The organism is Brachybacterium zhongshanense (assembly GCF_055385755.1).
The window spans coordinates 1,184,700-1,204,985 of record NZ_AP043790.1 but is presented as its reverse complement, the minus strand read 5'-3'; the positions used below and the strand labels follow the sequence as shown (position 1 = coordinate 1,204,985).

Here is a 20,286-nt window from a genome sequence, read left to right as displayed (position 1 = left end):
CGGTACGCCTCTGAACATGCTTCATATCAAACCTTTTTAGTTGTGTGCTACCCCGCAAGAACGCGAAGTTCCTTCACGCTACCTTGTGGCACCGACAGGCGGGGGCGGTGTCATAGCGTCGAGGCAACACTCCCGGTCGGCGGGGGTCTGATCGGTGAGCTGCACGGGTGGCGCGAGTGGGGCTGACGTTCAGTGACAGGTCGGAGATCTCGACAGCGTCGAAAGCGGGCTGGTCCGTGCGGAGGATCGCTCGTCACCTGGGGCGATATCCCTCGGTGATCTCCAGGGAACTCCACCGGACCTCGACGAAGACCCGCGGCTACCAGGCCGTGACCGCGGACGTGGCCGCGCAGCGTCGCCGGGCCCGTCCGCAGCAGCGGAAGGTTGCCAAGGACCCGGTGCTGCAGGCCAGGGTGGACGCGGACCTCGCCGCGTCCTGGACGCCGAACGAGATCGCGGGCCGCTTGCGCCTGGAGGCCGCAGACCCGACCGTTGAACGCATGGCGAACTCTCCCGACGCACGCGGCCAGACCGTCTCCGGCGAAGCGATCTACCAGTACATCTACGCGCTCCCCAAGGGCGAGCTCGCCCGGCGGGGCATCTTCTTGCAGTCCAAGCGGACCAAGCGCCGACCCCGCACGACAGGTCGGACGAGGGGCGGCCCGATCGTGGGCATGGTCCCGATCGCTGAGCGGGGCGAGGACGCCGCCGAGCGGCGCGTGCCGGGGCACTGGGAGGGCGACCTGATCATCGGGAAGAACGGCACCTCGTGCGCAGCGACGCTGGTGGAGCGGATGAGCGGGTTCACCGGGCTGCTGGCCCTGCCCTCCAAACACGCCGAACCGACCGCGGACGCGGTCATCGAGTACTTCAACGCCCTGCCCGAGATGATGAAGGCGTCGCTGGCCTGGGACCAGGGCAGCGAGATGGCGCAGCACGCGAAGGTCTCCCTGGCCACGCAGATGCCGGTCTACTTCGCCGACCCCCACTCGCCCTGGCAACGACCCAGCAACGAGAACACCAACCGGCTCTACCGCGAGTACCTCCCCAAGGGCACCGAGATCCCCGATCACCAGCCATACCTCACCACCATCGCGGAGGAGATCAACAACCGCCCCCGCCGCCGACTCGGCTTCCTGACCCCGACAGAATCCTTCGCCCGACTACTGGCCGGCGAGCCCCATGTTGCTTCGACGCATTGACACCACCCGACCGTGAGGCCGAAGGCGAGGGCGACGCCGAGGAAGCCGATGCCCAGATGCGTGCCGTCGGCGTCGAGGAAGCCCGCGGCGAAGATCGCGGCGCCGCAGCCGCCCAGCACGAGCCAGAAGGTGCCGAGCGCCTCGGCGGCGAGCTTGGAGAGGAGGGAGGGGGAGGGTTCTGCGGACACAGGGGCCTCCGGGGGTGCGTGGAGCGGGCGCTGGTTCCGGGGGCGGGCCCCGAGCGCGCCCTGGAGTCTTCCATGCAAGGAGATGCAGGTCACGTGTCTGCATCCGCAGATGTCCTCACGGGCCCGGTTGCGCGTCCGCCGATCGGCCGGTGGAATGGATGTCGCCCGGCCCCTGGCCCTCTCCCCGTTCCCTTCTCCCCTCTCCCCTGGAGCCCGCCATGCACCGTCAGACCGCCCGCGCCATCGCCCTGCTCGCCGTCCCGACCCTCGCCTTCGCCCTCGCCGGATGCGGAGCTGAGGAGACGGCTCCTGCGGAGGAGACGACGACCACGACCACGACGGAGCCTGCGGAGACGACCGAGGAGGAGTCTGCCGCGACGTCGATCGGCCTGGTGTGGCCGGATGCGGCATGGGAGGTCGAGAGCGTCGAGGAGGACCTGTGCGCGGGCGGCGGGATCTCGCCCAGCGCGTTCTCCGAGCAGGAGGACGTCTTCACCTGCGGGCCCACGGCCGCGAGCGCTCTCGCCTGCCTGGCCGACGAGGACGGGTCCGTCGTCTGCATCACCGACGCGGCCTCGAAGAGAGGTGTCGCCTTCGACTCACCGACCGCCGTCGATCCCGACGCCGAGCACTACGACCGTGAGGGCGAGGCGATCCCTCTGTACGTCGATCTCCTGGACGGCACTCGCTGCCAGGTGATCTCCCACGACCACTCCCAGCACTGGAACGACCTGTTCAGCTGGTACTCCTGCGATGACGGCTCCGAGCTGCTCACCGAGGAGGAGATCGCGGGCACCTTCGACCGCGACGGCGAGCTGTGGTCGGTGCAGCGCTCCACGGATCAGCAGGAGCCCGTCGAGGACCAGGTGGCGCGGGCGTTCTTCGCGGGAGTCTGAGAATCCCGGTGCTAGCGTGCCGGGGTGACCGCCACGGATACCTCTGCTCCTGCCCGTCGCGTCGGCTTCGACCGCGAGAAGTACATCGAGCTGCAGTCGCAGCACATCCATGAGCGCCGTCGGCAGATCGGCGGGAAGCTCTACCTGGAGATGGGCGGGAAGCTGTTCGACGACATGCACGCCTCCCGCGTGCTGCCGGGCTTCACCCCGGACAACAAGATCGCGATGCTCCACCGTCTCAAGGACGAGCTCGAGATCCTGGTGTGCCTGAACGCGAAGGATCTGGAGCGCCAGAAGGTCCGCGCGGATCTCGGCATCACCTACGAGGACGACGTGCTGCGCCTGATCGACGTGTTCCGCGAGGCGGGGTTCCTGGTCGAGAACGTCGTGCTGACCCAGCTGGAGGACTCCAACCAGGTCGCCATCGCCTTCATCGAGCGTCTGCAGCGCCTCGGGCTGAAGGTCGCCCGGCATCGCGTGATCCCCGGCTATCCGCAGGACACCGCCCGCGTGGTCTCCGAGGAGGGCCTGGGGATCAACGAGCATTCCGAGACCACCCGGGACCTGATCGTCGTGACGGCGCCGGGGCCGGGCTCCGGGAAGCTCGCGACCTGCCTCTCGCAGATCTACCACGACCATCAGCGGGGCATCCGCTCGGGCTATGCGAAGTTCGAGACCTTCCCGATCTGGAACCTGCCGCTCGAGCATCCGGTGAACCTCGCCTACGAGGCCGCCACCGTCGACCTCGCGGACCTGAACCTCATCGACCCGTTCCATCTCGCCGCATACGGCAAGCAGGTCACCAGCTACAACCGCGATGTCGAGGTGTTCCCGCTGCTGCGCACCCTGCTCGAGCAGCTCACGGGCTTCTCTCCCTACGCCTCCCCCACCGACATGGGCGTGAACATGGCGGGGCACTGCATCGTCGACGACGAGGCCTGCCGCGAGGCCGCCCGCCAGGAGATCATCCGCCGCTACTACCGGGCGGTCGTCGAGGAGCGCATCAGCGATCTCGACGACACCCTGAGCCAGCGGGTGGCGATGGTGATGAGCCGGGCGGGGTGCACGACCCGGGACCGCGCGGTCGTCGGCCCGGCGCTCGCAGTGCAGGAGGCGACCGGAGAGCCGGGATCGGCGATCCAGCTGGCCGACGGCACGATCATCACCGGGAAGACGTCCCCGCTGCTGGGCTGCTCGGCGGCGATGCTCCTGAACGCGCTCAAGCATCTCGCCGGGATCGACCCGGAGGTGCGGCTGCTCTCCCCCGATTCCATCGAGCCCATCCAGACGCTGAAGACCGCGCATCTGGGATCGCGGAACCCGCGGCTGCACACCGATGAGGTGCTGATCGCGCTGTCCGTCTCGGCGTCCGACGACGACGCCGCCCGCCGATCGCTCGCGGCGCTGAAGAGCCTCGCCGGCTGCGACGTGCACACGACGACGATCCTCGGCGAGGTCGACGAGAGCATCTTCCGCAATCTCGGGATCTCGGTGACCTCCGAGCCGGTCTTCCAGCGCAAGGGGCTCTGGCACAAGCGCTGAGCCCTGGACGCGGGCCCGTGCGTGGGCTTGGATGGCAGCCATGGACGACGAGGCCGACGTGCCCGCCCCGCACCGTGCACGCACGGTGCTGGTGATCGCCTGCGTCGTCGCGCTCGTCGTCGGCATCGGGATCGGCGGTCTCGCCGCGATCATCGGCATGCGCGCCAGCGACAGCGACGCAGTCGCCTGCACGCAGATCGGGGCGTCCGACGGGGTCTCGGTGACCGTCCCCGCCGAGCTGCTCGAGGGTGCCCGGTCGCTGACGCTCGCGGCCCGCGCAGGCGATCACACCTCGTCGACCGAGCAGGTGGTCGACGGGGCGGCGGCCGACGGCGATGCCTCGTTCTGGCTCGACGTCCCCGCCCAGGAGATGCAGACGCTCTCCGCCGTCGAGGTGGTCCTGCACGGCGCCGACGGGGATGAATCCTTCGCCGCCGAGTCGGTGAAGGTCCCGGAGGTGACCAGCCCCAACGGGGAGGACTGCGAGCCGCATGTCCGCCAGGCGGCGTTCATCGTGGAGGACGGGGCGCTGGTGCAGGAGGAATGACGGGTGCCCGCCGACCCGCCTCAAGAGGACGCGAAGGCCCTCTCGATGGTGTCGCGTGCGGCATCCTCGCCCATAGACGAGATGTCAGTGACCCGAAGCTCGTACTGGACAGACTTCAGACCGTTCCTGACCCATTCGCGGCGCTTCGCCTCTACGGGTGCGCTGCGGATCTGCTCCGAGATGAGCCGCGCCACCAGGTGATCCGCGGAGAGGTTGCGGTCGACGAGTCCGACGAGCTCGTCCTCGAACAGTGGGAGGTCCGGGTCGTCCAGCAGGTCGCCGAGGATCCAGCTGCGGAGATATGCACGATAGAAGACATTGCGCCGCCCTGCGAGGAAGCGCTCCCTGGGGAGCTTGCCCTTCCCGTTCAGACCGAATCTCCGCAGGGCGATGTCCGGGAGGACCACGATCGCCAGGTACGCCCAGATCCGCGGGTTCGAGGCCTGGCTCCGCCCGTCCTTCTCGAACCAGTCGACGAGGAAGGAGCCGACCTCGATGTCGAAGCGTCTGTCCGCATCGCGCCCGCTCGATGTGATCCTTGCGACGACTGCCGACAGCGAGGAGTGCATCTCACGAAGACGTCCGAGATGAACCGGTGCGCCGCCGAATCCGCTGAACCGAGTCCTCGGGTCGAGGGATCCATCAGGCAGGGACTTCGGCTGCCCGCCTGCGCGGACAGTCTCCTCGAGCTCCTCAAGGATCGACAGAGCATCCTCGTCGCTGAGCTCCGGATAGATGAGACTCATGCTTCCTCCCGCCTGGTGCCGAACGACAACGCCTCCCGAGAACGAGCAGCCAGGTTGAGGGGCTCCTCCTCGGCCAGCCTCAGCGCCTCGCCCAGCGGGATCCCGAGGCTCTGCGCTAGCGTCGCTCCGAAGGCCGCGAGCGACTCGATCTCCGTCTCCGCAAGGCCGGCCAGGGCTGTCGGAGAGACCGTGTCGGTCCATCCTGCGAGCCGGTGGAGCACGACGAGATGGATGTCCGACTGGATGAGCGCATAGATGTCCTCCGCGGCGGTCCCGGTCACGATCTCCTCCGCGAGGTCGGAGTCGGTGTTGATGTAGAGACGGATGGCCGAGCTGATGTTCCAGTGCGGGTCAGCATCGGGGTTCATCTCCACCGTCCAGGGGACATCCCTCCTCCCTGTCTGGGAGAAGGAGATCGCCGTCGTCGGGAACGCCGCCTGGTCGCTCTCTAGGTCGAGCTTGATCGGACGGTCCAGCTGCCAGAGCTTCGCACCGGCATGCACGGCGTTCTCGGGATCATGGCTGCCTGTCCTGCCTGGACCGACGATCCAGGCATCAGCCGAGATCTCGACGGCAGCGACCGATCCGTCGATCTCCACGAGCGTCTCGGCCCGCCAGGCTCCTTCTCGCTCGGTGAAGATGGCGCGTCCCCTCCAGCTCTCCCTGGCCGGCAGGCAGGAGGCGATTCCGACGAGCAGGATCTCCTCGCTCCGATCGATCTCGGTCTGGCTCCAGAACTCCGGAGAGAGCTCTGCATCGACGCGGAGCACTATCCTCTGCCCCGGCTCCCAGACGTCGCCGATCCTCTCGATCGAGGTATCGGGCTCGACGACGTCGATCTGCGCCCGGACGGAGCTCCGGGAGGGTGCGAGGAACGGACGGGACTCAAGAACGGCCATCGACCGCTCCTGCTGAGAGCTCTACGCGCAGCGCGCGACGAGGAGCACCGACGAACCTCACTGAAGCTGTCCTGCCGATCACCACCTCGGCAGAGTCCTGGCCGATGCCGCTCGCGTCAGTCCAGCTGGTCTCGAGCTGATCCGGAGGCACAGCTTCATGAAGCCCTTCGTCCCCGAGGAGGCTCACGCTCAGCTTCACCCGGGCGACAGGTTCCGGACCGCTCGCCCTGAACTGGATCTCCTGCATCTGTCTCCCATCAGGCCCGGTGCCGACCAGTCGCGGAGGCTCTGCGTCGACCGCCCATTTCGGACCAGACTTCGCACGTCTCCGTCCCGCCCTGGAGTCCTCTGAGCCTCCGGCTGCGAGTACCGGCACCTGCACCGGGAGCATGGTCCCCAGGCGGCGTGACAGCGTTCCGGTCGAGAGCGAGATACGAGTCGGCGCGCTTTCGACGTCCTCGGCACGCGGATTCAGGAGATCATTGATGGATCGCTTCACCTGTCTCCTTGTCCAGCGGATGATCTTCGAGGACTCGGAGCTCGAACCGTCCATCACCCAGTCATCATGCGCCGGCGGCTCCGCCTCGGCGTACTGCTGATCGAACTCATCCGCAGACTTGTAGACGGCTAGCCAGTCCTCCCCGAGTCCAGGATCGCGTTCGATCCAGTCGACCGTGTTCACTACCAGCTCGGCCTGCCCGCGCATGAGAGCGATCCGAAGGATCCTCGCATCGTCGCCCAGGGCAGGATCGAGATCGTCATTCGGAACATGCTGTTCGATCTCAGGTACTCGCATCACCACCGCGAGGTGGCCGATCACCTTGCGGTAGCGAGTCACCTCGGTGACCTCGACCGGCAGCCCGTACGGGCTCCTCGTGACGGGATCAGCACCCGACCTCGCACTGCGGATGGCGTTCAGACACGTCCCCCAGAGCCGCAGGACCCCGTCCTCCGGCTCTCCGAGGTCGATCTCCTGGGCATCGACCCGGAGCTCGAGCCTCATCGGAGGCTCGGTATCGCCCGGCGCCGGAACCATCTTCGGCCAGAGATTTGCCCTGATGGCGTGCCGCGAGCGTCTAATGAAGTCGCTCTCCACCGCATCGGGAGCGGAGGAGAACCTGTCGAGCGGTTCCTCCGAAGCCTCCTCGGAGTCCTCCTCATCCGCGATCAACGGGTCGAGCACGAGGAGCGAGGTGCCGGTCTCCCCTTCCCCGAAGCCGCGCTCGAAGAACTTCTCGCCCAAGCGGGCCGCCTCCTCCCCGACCACGGGGAGGACCGAGTCCTCCTCCGCGTCGATGATCCCCCACCAGTGACGGCCCGTGTACTGGACGCCCTTCTCCTCATAGGAGTCACGAAAAGCCGATGCGATGAACCGATCCTCGAGTACCCCGTCGGGATTCACGCATCGCGTCCAGTAGATGACCGTTCCTATGCCGCTGTATGCGTATGCGGCGGTCTTCCCGAAGCCATAGGTCCCCCCGGTCGACCCGTTGTTGTGCGGGACGCCGAACTTCAGGATCAGATCCTGAAAACGGGCCCCGGTGCCCCTGCGAGCAGGGGAGAGATCAGCAGGTCCGTCGAGACCTGAGGTTCCACGATCGAAGATCTCGAGCACACGGAAGTTCGCCTGCTTCTTCAGCGCCCTCATCTCCTCGAGACCGCCGTGATCGAATAGGGAGGCGAGATCCTCCCGATATCGGAAGCTGGTGCGGCGAAGCGAGACGCCATACAGCGGTCGGGCTTCCGGGAGCCTCGCGTCCCAGCTGTTCTGCGCAGTCTCTCGCACGACGATCGCAAGGCGCGAGAGCTCGGTCTTCCCGAGCATTCGATCGCCACCGGAAGCGTCCATGTCCCCGGGACCGAAGCGCTTGGGGAACCACTGCAGTGCCTTCTCCATGAGGTCGCCTCAGAGCTCCTCAAGGATTCGGTCGAGCTGTCCCGGATCGAGCGACCCCGGGCAGGCGTCGAGGTTCAACCGATAGCTCAGAGAGTCGACACCGGAGAGTGCTGAAGGATCGAGCGCGGACTCCCTGATCCCAGGGAATCCATCGCCGACCGCATGGAGGCGCACTTCCTCGAGCGTGAATCGGCGACGCCTGTCCTCGATCTCCGGAGCGTCGTCACCGAGGCTCCTCGCGAGTGTCTCGCGAGGGATCCCGAGGGCAGTGATCCTGTCGATCAGATCTCCGAGGGAGTCGCCCGCGTCCTCCTCGACGATGCGCATAGCGACGAGGTGCAGCCTGCCCGAGGTCGGCGGGTCCAGCTGACGCAGTCCATGGATGGTGACGGTCGGCGATCCCGTCCCGGAGAACGTCTTCACCTCGAGAGCGTTGGTCCGGGCGAAATCATGACGGTGACCCTCCCTGCCCTTCCATGCGGAGAGTGCCGCCATCGGATCGCTGATCGCGAGCTTCTCGAGGATCACGAGCTCGCCAAACACACCGATCGCGCTTGCTCGGGCGATCTCCCGCCGGGCGCGCGAGATGGCAGCTCGCCAGTCCTCGAGAACCTCGGAGAGCTCATCGATGCAGGGACGGCCGCTCTCGTCAGAGCGATCGAGCATCTCGCCGATCAGGGAGAGGAAGGTCCGAAGGAGACGAGCATCTGTGCAGGTGACGTCGAGCCACGTCCCATCGCCACCATCCCCGTCGCTCTCAACCCAGGCGGCCTTCAGCACCCTGCCGAGAGGGACGTCGAAGGGCTTGCGCCCCTCCGGGAGCCTGGTGAGGAGGTGGTAGAGACCGAGGTGGTCCTTGACCAGGATCGCATCCTTCAGGCGCCCGGCAGCACCGAGCGGGAGGCTCGCCGATGCTCCTTCGGTCGCGATCGAGTTCCGGAGCTGTGCGAAGGCATTCTCAGTCCGGGCGTAACCGCTCATCATGCTTCCGCCTCCTTGATGAAGTCTGCCTCGTCGTCGACGAGCTCGACGGTGTCTTCAGCATCCTCGTCGTCGAGCTGCACGGCCCAGTACTCGCCAGGATCTTCGGCGGCGGCGTTCGGGAAGACCACGCCGAGACCGATCAGAGTCCCCTCCGCGTTCATGGCAGTCCTGGTCTGGGTCTTCGCCTTGGCCTTCGGATCGGGCTCCGAGGCTCCGTCGACCGCATACAGCACGATGGTTCCCTCATCGGGACGGATGAGCGCCCGCGCCGCCTTCATCTGTGGCGCCTTGCTCTTGTCCACTCCGTCGAGGACCTTCAGATCATCGTCGCTCAGAAGCCCCTGATCGGCGAGGATGCGCAGGTCGATGACGTAGTCCTCGCCTGACATGAGCGCCCGGATGTTCACGACCTTCGCCCCGGTCGGAAGCTCGCCGTCGAGGCGCTCCTGGGACCAGTAATCCTCCTTGAGCGGAGCACGGCTGGACAGGCCTACGGAGACACCCTCCGCGTACTCGTGAGTGCCGTCCTTCGGACCCGACACCAGAACGAGGTTCCATGTCGCGTCTGCTCCGTGCCGGTCCAGCCAGCTCTGCATCGCAGGCGCCTGGAGCCAACGATCAGAGGGCGCGACCCAGTACTGCTCGAGGAACTCGACGACATCGCTGTTCCGAAGCCCTTGGAACATCAGAGACGGCCTGTCCTTAGAGGATCGGGTGGACCTCTCCAGCACATCACCACCACGCTCGACCGCCCGGCGGACGAGCATCTCGGCCGCGCGCTGGCCCCTCGCGATGCCCTCTGGCGAACGATCGAGATAGATCGTCTGTCGACGGGTTCCCCCGAGCCCCGCACGGACCAGCTGGGCGGCGTTCATCTTGGACTTCGCCGTGATCTCGAGACGGCCAGGATGGCTCCGGACCTTGACCGCGAAGTCCCGGGGAGTCCGGCCCTCCTTCTCCATCTCCTCGACCTCGTCACGAAGCTGCTTCTCGACGCGTGCAAGGTGCGCATAGTCGTCGCGAAGTCCAGGCCCCATCCATACTCGCACGAGATCGCGGTATCGCGGTCGGAACCCGAACCAGCGGCCCATCTGGAGCAGCGTGTCATACGTGTTGCTGGACCGGAGGAAGTAGGAGACGACGAGACCCTCGAGGGTGAGCCCCCGGGACAGCGTGCCGCCTCCGACGGCGATGACCGTCTGCGGCTTGTCCTTCTCATAGATCAGTCGGTCGTCGGAGGCGCCGTTGTCGATCTTGACGACGACTGTCTCCAGGACCTTCATCGCCTTCGGCCAGACCTCGTCCCAGCTTGGCATCTCCTCCCCATCGCGCAGGGACGCCGCACGGTCCCTCTCCATCTCGAACACCGAACGGAAGGCTTCCTCCTGCCCGTCCACCTCCAAGGCCATCGAGGAGATGAAGGTGGAGATGACCTCCTTGGTGCGCTGGTGCACCGCGATCCGCTGCGAGGTATGCATCAGCATGGACGAGTCCTTGGGCTCCCCCGTCCGCAGCTCCCTGATCGCCGTCGCGAGGATGAACCAGCGGATCGCGGTCTCGAGTGTCGGAGTCATCTCCGGCGAGAAGTCCTCGATCTCCTTGGGGCGCGGGGTGAAGACACGAGCCTCGCTCTCCGGCACCTCATGGGCAAGCTCGTGGATCGCCTCGTCCTCATCGGCTTCCGCATTCTGGGTGACGTCGAAGAAGAGCTCCGAGCCCATGTATCCCTGCGGCTTGGGGAGCACGGAGATGAAGTCATCCGGATAGAGATCTCCATCATCGGACGGGTCGATGAAGACGTTGGCGAAGGGAGTCGCCGTGTACGCCACATAGGTTCCTGTCGGGACCTCCGCCCAGAGATCGCGAATCCGACGGTTGATCGTCGACACCAGCTCCTTGGATCCGAGGGTGTTCGGAGTCGCCTGGTCCGACTCGTCGTCGATGATGAGGACGGGACGGCGCTTGAGAGTGTCGTCCGGGATGGACTTCAGGAACTCGGTCACATTCGTCAGCCGCTTCTCGTGCTTCTTCACAACGATGACGGCGACGTTGCTCGCTCCTGACAGCGTGCTCGGGCTGTTCTCCGTGCCTATGTCGGCATTCCTGCTGGTCAGCTTGTACCAGGTGAGACCTGCGCGGTCATCGACCCTGTCGAGCTCGAGGTCCTTGTCGAGCCGGATCTGAGTCTGGACACGGAGGTTTGTGTACATGCCAGCGAGAATGATGACGATCCGATAGCCCTCATCGACGGCCTTCGAGATCACCCCGGTGAAGTTGGCTGTCTTCCCTGACTGGACGTAGCCGATGACGAGACCCTTGCGCCGATCTCCGACCGCCTTGGGGTTGGCGACGCGGTCGAGGATCCGCTCCGTGGACTCGTGGATGTCACGAACCGCCCGTTCCGGAAGACTGCTCTCCAGCCGGCTCCGATAGTCGGGCCACTTCCCTGCCACGGACTTCGCTCCCCCGTACCAGGCCGGCCGGCCGCCGTCCTTGCGGATCAGGCTGCCGAGATGGATGAGCTGGACGCTGTTGCGCTGCTCCTCCTCGTACGCCTCGTATGCGGCGCGGAACCCTGGGAAGAGCCGGGTATCGACCAGCGTCAGCGTCTCCTGATGCGCTGCATCCTGATTGATGCTGCCGACCTTCGCCTTCATCAGCCCTTCGTACGCGCCGAGCGCCTGCCGGAACAGCTCGTCGTCAAGCGGAACATCGGCCATCGGGACACTCCTGTCATGGGGATCAGAACTCTTGCTTCAGAGTATCCAGCACCGGTGACATCCGAACGGACTTCGGTCATCAGGGCCGGACGGCAGCGGAGACGAGCGCGGCGACGCGCTCCGGATCCTCGTGCTCCCAGAATCTGAGTACCGTCCACCCGAGCGCCTCGAGCCTCTCTGTGGACTCCTTGTCGCGCTCCATGTTCCGAGCGATCTTCGGACGCCAGTAGTCTGCGTTGCTCTTGGGTTCCACATAGTGCTCGGGGCATCCGTGCCAGAAGCAGCCGTCGATGAAGACCGCGACCCTAGCGCGGGTGAAGACGATGTCCGCCCTGCGGCGCCTGTCCGTCTGGTCTGCGGCGAAGTCGACCCGATACCTGAGCCCAGCGGCGTGAAGGCGACGACGGACCTCCAGCTCGGGAGAGGTGTCCCTCCGACGGTTCGCCACCATCGTCCGATGCGCAGCGTCGCTGCTGGGCAAGGGAGGAGTGAGGTTCATCGTCCTAGACCATCGCCAGCGATCCCGGTGGAGTCATCACAGCGAGACGGCTCTCCGAGCTTCGGAAGGCTCCGATGCCCCGGATGGGCCGGAGTCAGCCTCCCCATCGCCGCGGATGAGCCCCAGCCTCGGCAAACTCACCCCATCCAGCTCCAGCGCTCCTTGCACATCGATCGCACTCTCCGAGAGCTCATACGAGCGGATGAGCTCATCGACGTCGAGGCTCGGCGCCACCGAGTCGTACTCGACGCCGTCCATGGTCCGGAGCAACGCCTCGATGACGACCTGCGCGCCTTCCGGCGGAACAGCCATGCCGATCTGGCGGCGGACGCTCGGTCCGGTCCCGTAGAACCGATAGTTGTCCGGGAAGGTCTGAAGGCGCGCCCGCTCGCGATTGGTGAGAGCGCGCGGCTCGGACCAGTGGTACATGTGCGTCCCGCCTCCGCCCGATCCGGTGACGGTGTACGACGGCTCGTCCGGGTTCAGTCGACGGTAGATGTTGCTGAGTGTCGCTCCCTTGACATTGAGCCTGAGGGAATCGTCATCGAACTTGGTGTTGAACGCGTTCTTTCCCGGCGCAATGGCCATGAGACGGTCGATCACTGACTGCTTGTGCTTGATGCGGCCGTTGTTGTACGCCTCAGGGTGGATAGGATCCATCTCGATCGCCTCGCGCGCTGTCTTCTGCTGACTCTTGTGCGGCGTAGTCGGCTTGGGGACCTTGAACTCAACACCCAGGTCTCTGCTGAGGTCTCGGCGGATGCCCGTGATGAGGAAACGGTGCCTCTTCTGAGGTAGCCCGTACTCCTCGAATCGGTAGAGGTGGACGACGAGGTCGTAACCGACTTCGGAGCGGGTGTCGACGGCGTCCTCCCCATAGAACTCCACGAAGCTCGGGTCCGTCAGTGCCGCGGCACCTGGATCGCGCAGAGCAGAGAGGATCTTTCCGAATGCTCTGCCTCCGTTGGCCCTGGAGAGACCGGATACGTTCTCCGCCACGAACCAGTCCGGCGAATGGAGCGCGAGAGCATGCACGCCATAGGTGTACAGGGCCCCATAATCGCCTTCGAGCCCGCGATGCTCCCCGACCGTGCTGAAATCGTTGCATGGGAAGCCGAAGGCGAAGGCGTTGAACTCTGGAACCTGTCGGAGGTCGAATCCTCGGACATCTGCCGTGAAGACCGTCTCCTCGGAGGCGCCCGGGATGTTCTTCCGATAGGTCTCTGCCGTGTCCGCATGATATTCAACGGCCCAACCATGGCGGATCGATGACCCGCCCTCCTTGCCGGAGATCTGACGGCTGGCCCGCTCCGCCCCGAGAGCGATCCCGCCCGGACCGCTGAACATCTCGCCCAGGACATAGCTCGGCACCAGGCCACCTCCGTCGATGCTTGCTCCTTGTCAGGGCAGCCTATCGTGCGCCGGAGCGAGCATCTCGTAAGCACGTCCGAGGCAGAGGGCCGACCTCTGACGAGCAGCTTACTCTGCGGGGGTGTCAGAGTTGTGGTTCTCGCCGTCGCGGGATCGGGTTCAGCCACGAATCTCACGTTCATCAGAGACGAGCTCGACCCCGTACGGTCTACCGTCGAGGTCATGACCGCCCGCTCAGCCGAGGACACCCGCACCCCCTATCACCGCCTCCGCACCTGGCTGCTGCGCATCCTCGTCGGCCTGCTCGCTCTCGCCGTGGTGGCCGTAGTGGGGACGGTGATCTGGGCGAAGACCGGGGTGCATGCAGCGGACGACTCGGTCTGGTCGCTGGCGCAGAGCTCTCCCGAGATGACGATCACCGAGACGGACACGGGGCTCATCCTCTCCCCCGCCGACGGGCCCGCCCTCGACGTCGGCCTCGTGCTCCTGCCGGGAGCGAAGGTAGAAGCGGAAGCGTACGCCGGCGTCCTCTCCGGTCTCGTCATCGATGAGGGCATGACCGTCGTCGTGGCCAAGCCCTGGCTGAATCTCGCGCTCCTGGATCCGCGCGGACTCGACACCTTCACCGACCTCGCCCCGTCGATCGGCAGCTGGATCGTCGGCGGGCACTCCCTCGGCGGCGTGCGCGCCTGCATGCTCGCCGAGGACGCCGACGCGCTGCTCCTGCTGGGCTCCTACTGCTCGACAGACCTGTCCGGCACCGACCTGCCGGTCCTCAGCATCTCCGGCAGCGAGGACGGCCTGTCCACCCCCGAGAAGATCGCCGAGAACCGCGACATGCTTCCGGACGACGCGACCATGGTGGAGATCGAGGGAGCATCGCATGCGAGCTTCGGGTCCTACGGCGCCCAGCAGAGGGACGGCACGTCCACCGTCACCCTGCCGGACATGATCGCCGGGATCCGGGACAGCACCATGGGGCTCGTCGAGCGGATCGACCGGTGAAGGTCTGGGCCAGGACAGTCCGGGCGCGGACGGCCGGAACCCCGCCACCGGACCGGAATGCCCGATAGCCTGGGGGTCCGCAGCGATGACGCTGCGTGTCGTCACTCGAGGAGGCGTCCGATGCCGCACCTGCTCCCCGAAACCCCCGCCCTCGCCTCCAGCGCGGAGCAGGCCGTCTGGGAGCGTCTGCGCGACCAGCTGCCCGAGGACGCCACCGTCATCGCCGGCCAGCGGATCACCGCTCACGGGCACGAGATCGAGATCGACCTGCTGGTGCTGTGGCCGGACGTCGGCACCGCCGTCATCGAGGTCAAGGGCGGGCGCGTCGGCGTCGAGGACGGCACATGGCTGCAGTCCGACCGCCACGGAGCCCACCCCCTGCAGCCCTCCCCCGTCGAGCAGGCCCAGCGGGCCAAGCACGAGCTCGTGCGCTACCTCAACGCGACCTCCTCACGGGTCATCGGACGCAGCGCCCATCTCGTGGCCCTGCCGTACACGCAGCTGCCCGCGGACTGGGACGTGCCCGATGCGCCGCGGGAGATCGTCCTGGACAGCACCGACATGGCACGCCTCCCGGAGCGCATCGCCGAGGCCCTCCACCGTCAGGAGAAGGCCGGATACATCCCGCTGGACTCCGACCAGCGCGACCATGCGGTGGCGATGCTGCGCCGCACCCACCGGGCCATCGAGAGCGTCCGGCTGACCTGCCGCGAGATCGAGGACCGCAGCAATCAGCTCACCCGCGAGCAGGAGCGCGCCATCGGCATGCTGCGCTTCCAGCACCGGGCTCAGATCATGGGCGGCGCCGGCTCCGGCAAGACCCATCTGGCGATGATCAAGGCGCGCACGCTCGCCCGCGACGGCTTCCGGACCGCGCTGATGTGCTACTCGCGCGGACTGGCGCGCTACTTCCAGCTGCTGTCCTCCACATGGCCGGAGGAGGAGCGGCCCGCGTTCGTCGGCCTTTTCCACGACCTGCCGGTCCACTGGGGCGTCGAGGCCGTGGACGAGTTCGGCGGCGACGCCGTCACCTACTACGAGCATCATCTTCCCCAGCGGCTCGCCGACGTCGCCCGCGAGCAGAACGAGGATCAGCTGTTCGACGCGATCGTCGTCGACGAGGGCCAGGACTTCGCCGACGCCTGGTGGGACGGGCTGCTGCCGTGCCTGCGCGACGAGGCCACAGGGGTGCTCTTCGTGTTCACCGACGAGCACCAGAGCGTGTTCGACCGCGAGGGCGTCGCCCCCATCACCCTGAACCCGTTCCCCCTGGACGACAACCTCCGCTCGACCGCTCGCATCGCCCGCACCTTCGCACCCCTCACCCCCATCGAGCAGACGCCCCGCCTCGACGAGGGAGAGCCCGTGCGATACGTCCGCGCCCGGACGTCCGAGGCGATCTCCGCAGCCGACGACGCGGTCGAGCAGCTCCTCGCCGAGGGCTGGGAGCCCGGGGACATCGCCCTGCTCACCACGCGCAGCCGGCACCCCGAGCAGATCGCCCGCATCGAGCACGCCGGGCACGACGGCTACTGGGACGAGTACTTCTCCGGCGAGGACGTCTTCTACGGGCACGTGCTGAACTTCAAGGGCCTCGAACGGCGCGTCGTCGTCCTCGCCGTCAACGGCTTCCACTCCGACGAGCGGGCACCTCACCTGCTGTACGTCGGGCTGTCCCGTGCCCGCTCCCTGCTCGTCGTCGTCGGCGACCCCGGGGAGATCTGGGACGCGGGCGGCGACGAGGTGTGGCAGCGGATCGCGGGCGAGCATGCCGAGCGGTGAGGCCGACCGCCGTCTCGCTGAAACCGGCAGTCTCCGCCGACGCATCGCCCGCGCCCTCGACCCGTCGCTCGCCGCGCCCGCGCTCGTCGACGATCTGCTGACGCGGATCATCGAGCTCGATGCGAGCGCGCCCGTCGGATGGGTCGATCGGCTGCTCGGTGCGGAGGACGGCGATCCGGCCGACGAACGGGCGGTGCGCGCGATCGTCGGCGACGTCCTGTACGAGCGGGGACTCTCCGCGGACCGGGTGGGACCGGTGCTGGCACCGCATGTCGGAGCCTGGTCGCCACCCGATCCGCAGCAGCTCGAGCCGCTGGTCATCGACCGCACCGACCTCGCAGGCCCCGAGGACCTCCGCGAGCGCTATGACGCGATCGTCATCGGCTCGGGGGCCGGCGGCGGGGTGGCCGCGAAGGTGCTCGCCGAGTCCGGTCGCAGAGTGCTCGTCGTCGAGCGCGGCACCCTCCCGGCCCGTCGGTCCCTGCTCGTAGACCATCTGCGCACTCCGCGCGCAGGGCTCGGCCTCTTCGCGTGGTCCGGTCCGCTCGCAGGGTCCGAGGTGCGCGAGAGCCTGGTCGGGCCCGAGGGCCCGGACGACGCCGATGCACGATGGCAGGACGCGGTCGCCGGACAGGGAGCATGGAGCGGGAACGCCATGACGATAGGCGGAGGCACCCGTGTCTACGGAGCGCAGGCCTGGCGATTCGGACCTGCGGACTTCCTGATGGCCAGCCGATACGGGGTGCCGGAGGGCTCGTCCCTCGCCGACTGGCCGATCTCCTACGAGGACCTCGAGCCGTACTACACCCGCATCGAGCAGATGCTCGGCGTCAGCGGCGGCCCCGCGAACGATCCCTGGGAAGGTGCCCGCTCCGCGCCTCTGCCGATGGGTCCCCTCGCGCGCTCGCCCCTCGGCGAGCGCCTCCATGAGGCCGCCGCCCGCATGGGCATGGGCACCCAGCCCGTGCCGCTGCTGGTCAACAGCACTCCCTACAGGGGCCGCGCGGCATGCATCCGCTGCTCCCAGTGCGTGGGCTTCGACTGCCCGGTGGGTGCCCGCGCCGGCAGTCACAACAGCACGCTCCCTGCCGCTCTCGCGACCGGGCGGGCCACGCTGCTGGCCGGCGCGCAGGCCTCTCGGATCCTCGTGGGACCAGGCGGTCGTGCCGAGGGCGCCGAGCTCGTCGGCGAGGATCCTGACCACCGCTCGCGGGGGATCTGGCGACGACGGGTCTCCGCCGAGCTCGTGGTCCTCGCGGCAGGGGCGATCGAGTCGGCCCGCCTGCTGCTGGACAGCGCGACCGCAGACCACCCCGACGGCCTCGGCAACGCCCGCGACCAGGTCGGCCGCCACCTCCAGGGGCATGCGTACGGCGGAGCGGCCGCGCTGTTCGACGAGCAGGTCGTGGACCTCCGCGGGCCGGGTCCCGACATCGCGACCGCCGACCTGCGCCATGGGAACGACGGGGTCATCGGTGGCGGGATCCTCGCCGACGAGTTCGTCCCCACGCCGGCCTCCACCCAGCGGATGCTGCGCGAGACGGGTCTCGTCGACGCGGATGCGGCCGTCGGGGCCGCGTCGATGGAGCGCGCGATGCTGAGGCTGGGACGTGTCATGGGGCCGATCCAGGAGGTGACGACCGCTGACTCCCGTGTGCGCATCGACCCTTCCCGCCGGGACCGCTTCGGTCGATCGATCGTGAGGCTGTCCGGGAGCCTGCACCCGGAGGATCTGCGCGGACGCGATCTGCTGTCCTCGCGGGCCGCCGACTGGCTCCACGAGGCCGGCGCATCCGCGATCGTGCCGATGGGCCCGATGCGCTGGCCGACGCCGGTCTCCGCCGGACAGCATCAGGCGGGAACCTGCCGGATGGGCGAGGACCCCGCGCGCTCGGTCGTGGATCCGGACGGCCGCGTGTGGGGCCACGACGGGATCATCGTCGCCGACGCCTCCGTGCACGTGACCAACGGCGGAGCGAACCCCGTGCTGACCATCCTGGCGAACGCCCTGCGGATCGCAGAGGGCGTCAGCCGATGATCACGCCCCCGCGGTAGCCGTCGTCGTGGAGGGTCGCGAGGACGTCGAGGTCGTCGTCGGCGATCGGCAGGAGATGGGAGGCCGAGGGATCGGTGCCCTCGTCGACCCAGGGATCCTCGACGAGGATCACGCCGTCCAGCGCCGTGTGGCAGAGGATCCAGTGGGGCACCTCCACACCCATCCACTCCTGGAGCGAGACCAGCAGCAGCACCCGCCTCCCCGCGTCGAGGGCGGCGCGGACCTCGGGGATCGTCAGGCGATCACGGCTCGCGGGGATGCCGAGGGCTCAGGCATCGTCGCGGAAGGCCCGCTGGAGGATCGCCCGCCAGGAGACCTCGTCGCCCTCGAGGTGCTCGAGCATGACGGGCCGCTCCGTGTCCAGACGGATCTCGAGCGGCAGCTCGGGGTGCGCCCGGCGCAGGGCGACGGCGAGGCCGAAGGGCTCGATCGACGGATGGTTCGTCGCCTCCCGCCACAGGCGCAGCTCCGCCTCCCGGGAGGCCGGGGTCGCGTCGTCGGCCCGGTCGATCGAGAGCGCCATGAGCGCGGCCGAGGCACCGCAGGAGAAGGGTGTGCTCTGACGGCGGTGCGCGGGAACGGGGCCGACGGGGGGCTGGATCAGCCAGCGGATCCCGTCGGTCGTCACCGACCACGCGGACGATTCCCTCGGCGCGGGCCGCGGCGAGCAGATCCGCCTCCTCGCCGTCGAGCGACAGCACGCTCCAGCTCGCGGTGCGCGGACGGGCGGCGACTCGCACGGAGCCGCCGCCCGCCAGAGCGATCTCCCGGACCTCAGGCACCGGTGATCGCGTCGACGTAGGCGTCGATCGCCTGCTCGCAGGAGCGGGGGCCGCCGGCGCCCCAGATCCGCGGCGGGAACTTGTGGACGCGCCCCTCCTCGACGGCCGGCAGGGACGTCCAGATCTCGTTCTTCTCCATCTCCTCGACGTAGCTGCCGGCGCCGTCGTCGTCGGCATAGAACAGGTTCGCGTCCCCGACGGCGGTGAGGCCCTCGAGGTCGGTCGTGGTCAGGCCGTAGTCGGGGTAGACGCCGCCGGTGCCGTAGGAGGCCTCGATCTCGGCAACCCAGGCCGGGGTGAGGCCAAGCTCCTTGCCGAGCTCCGTGAACAGGGCCCCGTCGGTGTAGGGGCGGATGGTGAGGTTGCCGCTCTCGATCCAGCCGTCGAAGAAGAGGAAGTCCGTGGTGGGCAGGTCGGCGCCCTCGACCTCCTGCTTCGCCTCGGCGAGGTGGTCCTCGAACTCCTGGACGACGACGTCGGCGCGCTCGCTGCGGCCGGTGGCCTCCCCGATCATCGTGAACACGGAGAGCATGTTGCCGATCGGGTCGTCGGGGTCCGCGCCGAGTGTCGCGAGCACGGGGACTCCCCCGTCCTCGAGCTGGGTGATGATCTCGTCGTCGGCGGTGAAGGCCTCGACGACGATCAGGTCAGGATCCAGCGCGTAGATCGCGTCGAGATCGGGCTCCTCGCGGGCGCCGATGTCGGTGACGTCATCGGGCAGGACCTCGGCGCTGTCCCAGGTGCTGAAGCCCTCGGCGTCGGAGACGCCGACAGGGGCGACGCACAGGGTCAGGGCGTCCTCGATCTGCTGCCACTCGAGCACGACGATGCGCTCGGCGGGCTTTTCGAGCTCGACCATCCGGCCCACACCGTCGACGATGCTGACGGGGTCGGTCGAGGTGGCCGTGGTGTCCTCGGCGCAGTCCTCGGAGATGGCGGAGGCGGCGTCGGAGGCCTGGGCGGTGGGCTCGTCGACGGTGGTGGTGCCGCAGGAGCTGAGGGCGAGAGATGCAGCGGCCAGGGCGACGACCGCGGTGGCGATGCGGGGCAGAGCGGACATGGGGTCCTTCCGGAGAGCGGGACGGGGTCCGCGAGGCCGCGGGACCCCCGAGGAGGTAAGGACAACCTTGCCTGGTTCAGGGTAAGAAGCGTTGCGAATGTCCGCAACCA

At 67.8% G+C, this 20,286-nt stretch carries 15 protein-coding genes and 1 pseudogene; 7 read left to right on the top strand and 9 right to left on the bottom strand.

All coding sequences use genetic code 11. From position 1 onward, the window contains the following. Positions 1 to 167: 167 nt before the first annotated feature. The 4 genes from ACZ5AJ_RS05490 to ACZ5AJ_RS05475 all read left to right on the top strand — a co-directional run bounded on the left by ACZ5AJ_RS05490 (position 168) and on the right by ACZ5AJ_RS05475 (position 4,375). Positions 168 to 1,202: an IS30 family transposase gene (locus ACZ5AJ_RS05490; protein WP_464137809.1), complete on the top strand. Its 1,035-nt coding sequence runs from the start codon at positions 168 to 170 to the stop codon at positions 1,200 to 1,202. Positions 1,203 to 1,608: 406 nt separating this feature from the next. Then, positions 1,609 to 2,286 carry a hypothetical protein gene (locus tag ACZ5AJ_RS05485; RefSeq protein ID WP_464137807.1) on the top strand — a complete coding sequence of 226 codons (678 nt, stop codon included), beginning with the start codon at positions 1,609 to 1,611 and terminating at the stop codon, positions 2,284 to 2,286. 24 nt (positions 2,287 to 2,310) lie between these two features. Beyond that, positions 2,311 to 3,828, top strand: coding sequence for a DUF1846 domain-containing protein (locus tag ACZ5AJ_RS05480; RefSeq protein WP_464137805.1), 1,518 nt, complete (start codon positions 2,311 to 2,313; stop codon positions 3,826 to 3,828). 40 nt (positions 3,829 to 3,868) lie between these two features. Then, positions 3,869 to 4,375, top strand: a complete 507-nt coding sequence (locus ACZ5AJ_RS05475; protein ID WP_464137802.1) for a hypothetical protein — start codon at positions 3,869 to 3,871, stop codon at positions 4,373 to 4,375. A 20-nt stretch (positions 4,376 to 4,395) separates the two neighbouring features. On the opposite strand, the gene ACZ5AJ_RS05470 is transcribed toward ACZ5AJ_RS05475, so the two are convergent. The 7 genes from ACZ5AJ_RS05470 to ACZ5AJ_RS05440 form a co-directional block, all read right to left on the bottom strand. Beyond that, positions 4,396 to 5,121, bottom strand: a complete 726-nt coding sequence (locus ACZ5AJ_RS05470; protein ID WP_464137801.1) for a DUF6339 family protein — start codon at positions 5,119 to 5,121, stop codon at positions 4,396 to 4,398. Then, a complete protein-coding gene (locus ACZ5AJ_RS05465; RefSeq protein WP_464137799.1) occupies positions 5,118 to 6,020 on the bottom strand; it encodes a hypothetical protein in 903 nt (300 codons plus the stop codon). Before ACZ5AJ_RS05465 ends, ACZ5AJ_RS05470 begins: the two co-directional genes overlap by 4 nt. After that, positions 6,007 to 7,917 carry a hypothetical protein gene (locus tag ACZ5AJ_RS05460; RefSeq protein WP_464137798.1) on the bottom strand — a complete coding sequence of 637 codons (1,911 nt, stop codon included), beginning with the start codon at positions 7,915 to 7,917 and terminating at the stop codon, positions 6,007 to 6,009. Before ACZ5AJ_RS05460 ends, ACZ5AJ_RS05465 begins: the two co-directional genes overlap by 14 nt. 9 nt (positions 7,918 to 7,926) lie before the next feature. Then, entirely contained in the window at positions 7,927 to 8,901 is a 975-nt protein-coding gene (locus ACZ5AJ_RS05455) for a PD-(D/E)XK motif protein (RefSeq protein WP_464137796.1), read from the bottom strand. Then, positions 8,898 to 11,621 (bottom strand): Z1 domain-containing protein, encoded by a 2,724-nt coding sequence (locus ACZ5AJ_RS05450; RefSeq protein WP_464137794.1) that lies wholly within the window; start codon positions 11,619 to 11,621, stop codon positions 8,898 to 8,900. The genes ACZ5AJ_RS05455 and ACZ5AJ_RS05450 overlap by 4 nt, the downstream gene beginning before the upstream one ends. A 79-nt stretch (positions 11,622 to 11,700) precedes the next feature. Further along, a complete protein-coding gene (locus ACZ5AJ_RS05445) occupies positions 11,701 to 12,102 on the bottom strand; it encodes a very short patch repair endonuclease (RefSeq protein ID WP_464137792.1) in 402 nt (133 codons plus the stop codon). A 54-nt stretch (positions 12,103 to 12,156) separates the two neighbouring features. Further along, entirely contained in the window at positions 12,157 to 13,491 is a 1,335-nt protein-coding gene (locus ACZ5AJ_RS05440; protein ID WP_464137790.1) for a DNA cytosine methyltransferase, read from the bottom strand. A 222-nt stretch (positions 13,492 to 13,713) separates the two neighbouring features. Between ACZ5AJ_RS05440 and ACZ5AJ_RS05435 the strand changes: the two genes are divergently transcribed. From ACZ5AJ_RS05435 to ACZ5AJ_RS05425, 3 genes are all read left to right on the top strand, one after another. After that, positions 13,714 to 14,496, top strand: coding sequence for an alpha/beta hydrolase (locus ACZ5AJ_RS05435; protein WP_464137788.1), 783 nt, complete (start codon positions 13,714 to 13,716; stop codon positions 14,494 to 14,496). A 120-nt stretch (positions 14,497 to 14,616) separates the two neighbouring features. Next, complete coding sequence (locus tag ACZ5AJ_RS05430; RefSeq protein ID WP_464137786.1) at positions 14,617 to 16,278, top strand: nuclease-related domain-containing DEAD/DEAH box helicase; 1,662 nt, start codon at positions 14,617 to 14,619, stop codon at positions 16,276 to 16,278. Beyond that, on the top strand, positions 16,265 to 18,316 hold the full coding sequence (locus ACZ5AJ_RS05425; protein WP_464137784.1) for a GMC oxidoreductase: 2,052 nt from the start codon (positions 16,265 to 16,267) through the stop codon (positions 18,314 to 18,316). The genes ACZ5AJ_RS05430 and ACZ5AJ_RS05425 overlap by 14 nt, the downstream gene beginning before the upstream one ends. On the opposite strand, the pseudogene ACZ5AJ_RS05420 reads toward ACZ5AJ_RS05425, so the two are convergent. Together ACZ5AJ_RS05420 and ACZ5AJ_RS05415 are read right to left on the bottom strand one after the other, a co-directional pair. Next, positions 18,306 to 18,857 (bottom strand): annotated as a pseudogene (locus ACZ5AJ_RS05420) (peptidase C39 family protein). The gene ACZ5AJ_RS05425 and the pseudogene ACZ5AJ_RS05420 overlap by 11 nt on opposite strands. A gap of 251 nt (positions 18,858 to 19,108) precedes the next feature. After that, positions 19,109 to 20,176, bottom strand: a complete 1,068-nt coding sequence (locus tag ACZ5AJ_RS05415; protein ID WP_464137783.1) for an iron-siderophore ABC transporter substrate-binding protein — start codon at positions 20,174 to 20,176, stop codon at positions 19,109 to 19,111. Between the last annotated feature and the right edge of the window lie 110 nt (positions 20,177 to 20,286).

Bases quoted from the DNA above. Each gene is read 5' to 3' on its own strand.
- ACZ5AJ_RS05415 (WP_464137783.1), bottom strand. From the start codon at position 20,176: ATGTCCGCTCTGCCCCGCATCGCCACCGCGGTCGTCGCCCTGGCCGCT.
- ACZ5AJ_RS05475 (WP_464137802.1), top strand. From the start codon at position 3,869: ATGGACGACGAGGCCGACGTGCCCGCCCCGCACCGTGCACGCACGGTG.
- ACZ5AJ_RS05485 (WP_464137807.1), top strand. From the start codon at position 1,609: ATGCACCGTCAGACCGCCCGCGCCATCGCCCTGCTCGCCGTCCCGACC.
- ACZ5AJ_RS05465 (WP_464137799.1), bottom strand. From the start codon at position 6,020: ATGGCCGTTCTTGAGTCCCGTCCGTTCCTCGCACCCTCCCGGAGCTCC.
- ACZ5AJ_RS05450 (WP_464137794.1), bottom strand. From the start codon at position 11,621: ATGGCCGATGTTCCGCTTGACGACGAGCTGTTCCGGCAGGCGCTCGGC.
- ACZ5AJ_RS05435 (WP_464137788.1), top strand. From the start codon at position 13,714: ATGACCGCCCGCTCAGCCGAGGACACCCGCACCCCCTATCACCGCCTC.
- ACZ5AJ_RS05460 (WP_464137798.1), bottom strand. From the start codon at position 7,917: ATGGAGAAGGCACTGCAGTGGTTCCCCAAGCGCTTCGGTCCCGGGGAC.
- ACZ5AJ_RS05470 (WP_464137801.1), bottom strand. From the start codon at position 5,121: ATGAGTCTCATCTATCCGGAGCTCAGCGACGAGGATGCTCTGTCGATC.
- ACZ5AJ_RS05425 (WP_464137784.1), top strand. From the start codon at position 16,265: ATGCCGAGCGGTGAGGCCGACCGCCGTCTCGCTGAAACCGGCAGTCTC.
- ACZ5AJ_RS05430 (WP_464137786.1), top strand. From the start codon at position 14,617: ATGCCGCACCTGCTCCCCGAAACCCCCGCCCTCGCCTCCAGCGCGGAG.
- ACZ5AJ_RS05455 (WP_464137796.1), bottom strand. From the start codon at position 8,901: ATGATGAGCGGTTACGCCCGGACTGAGAATGCCTTCGCACAGCTCCGG.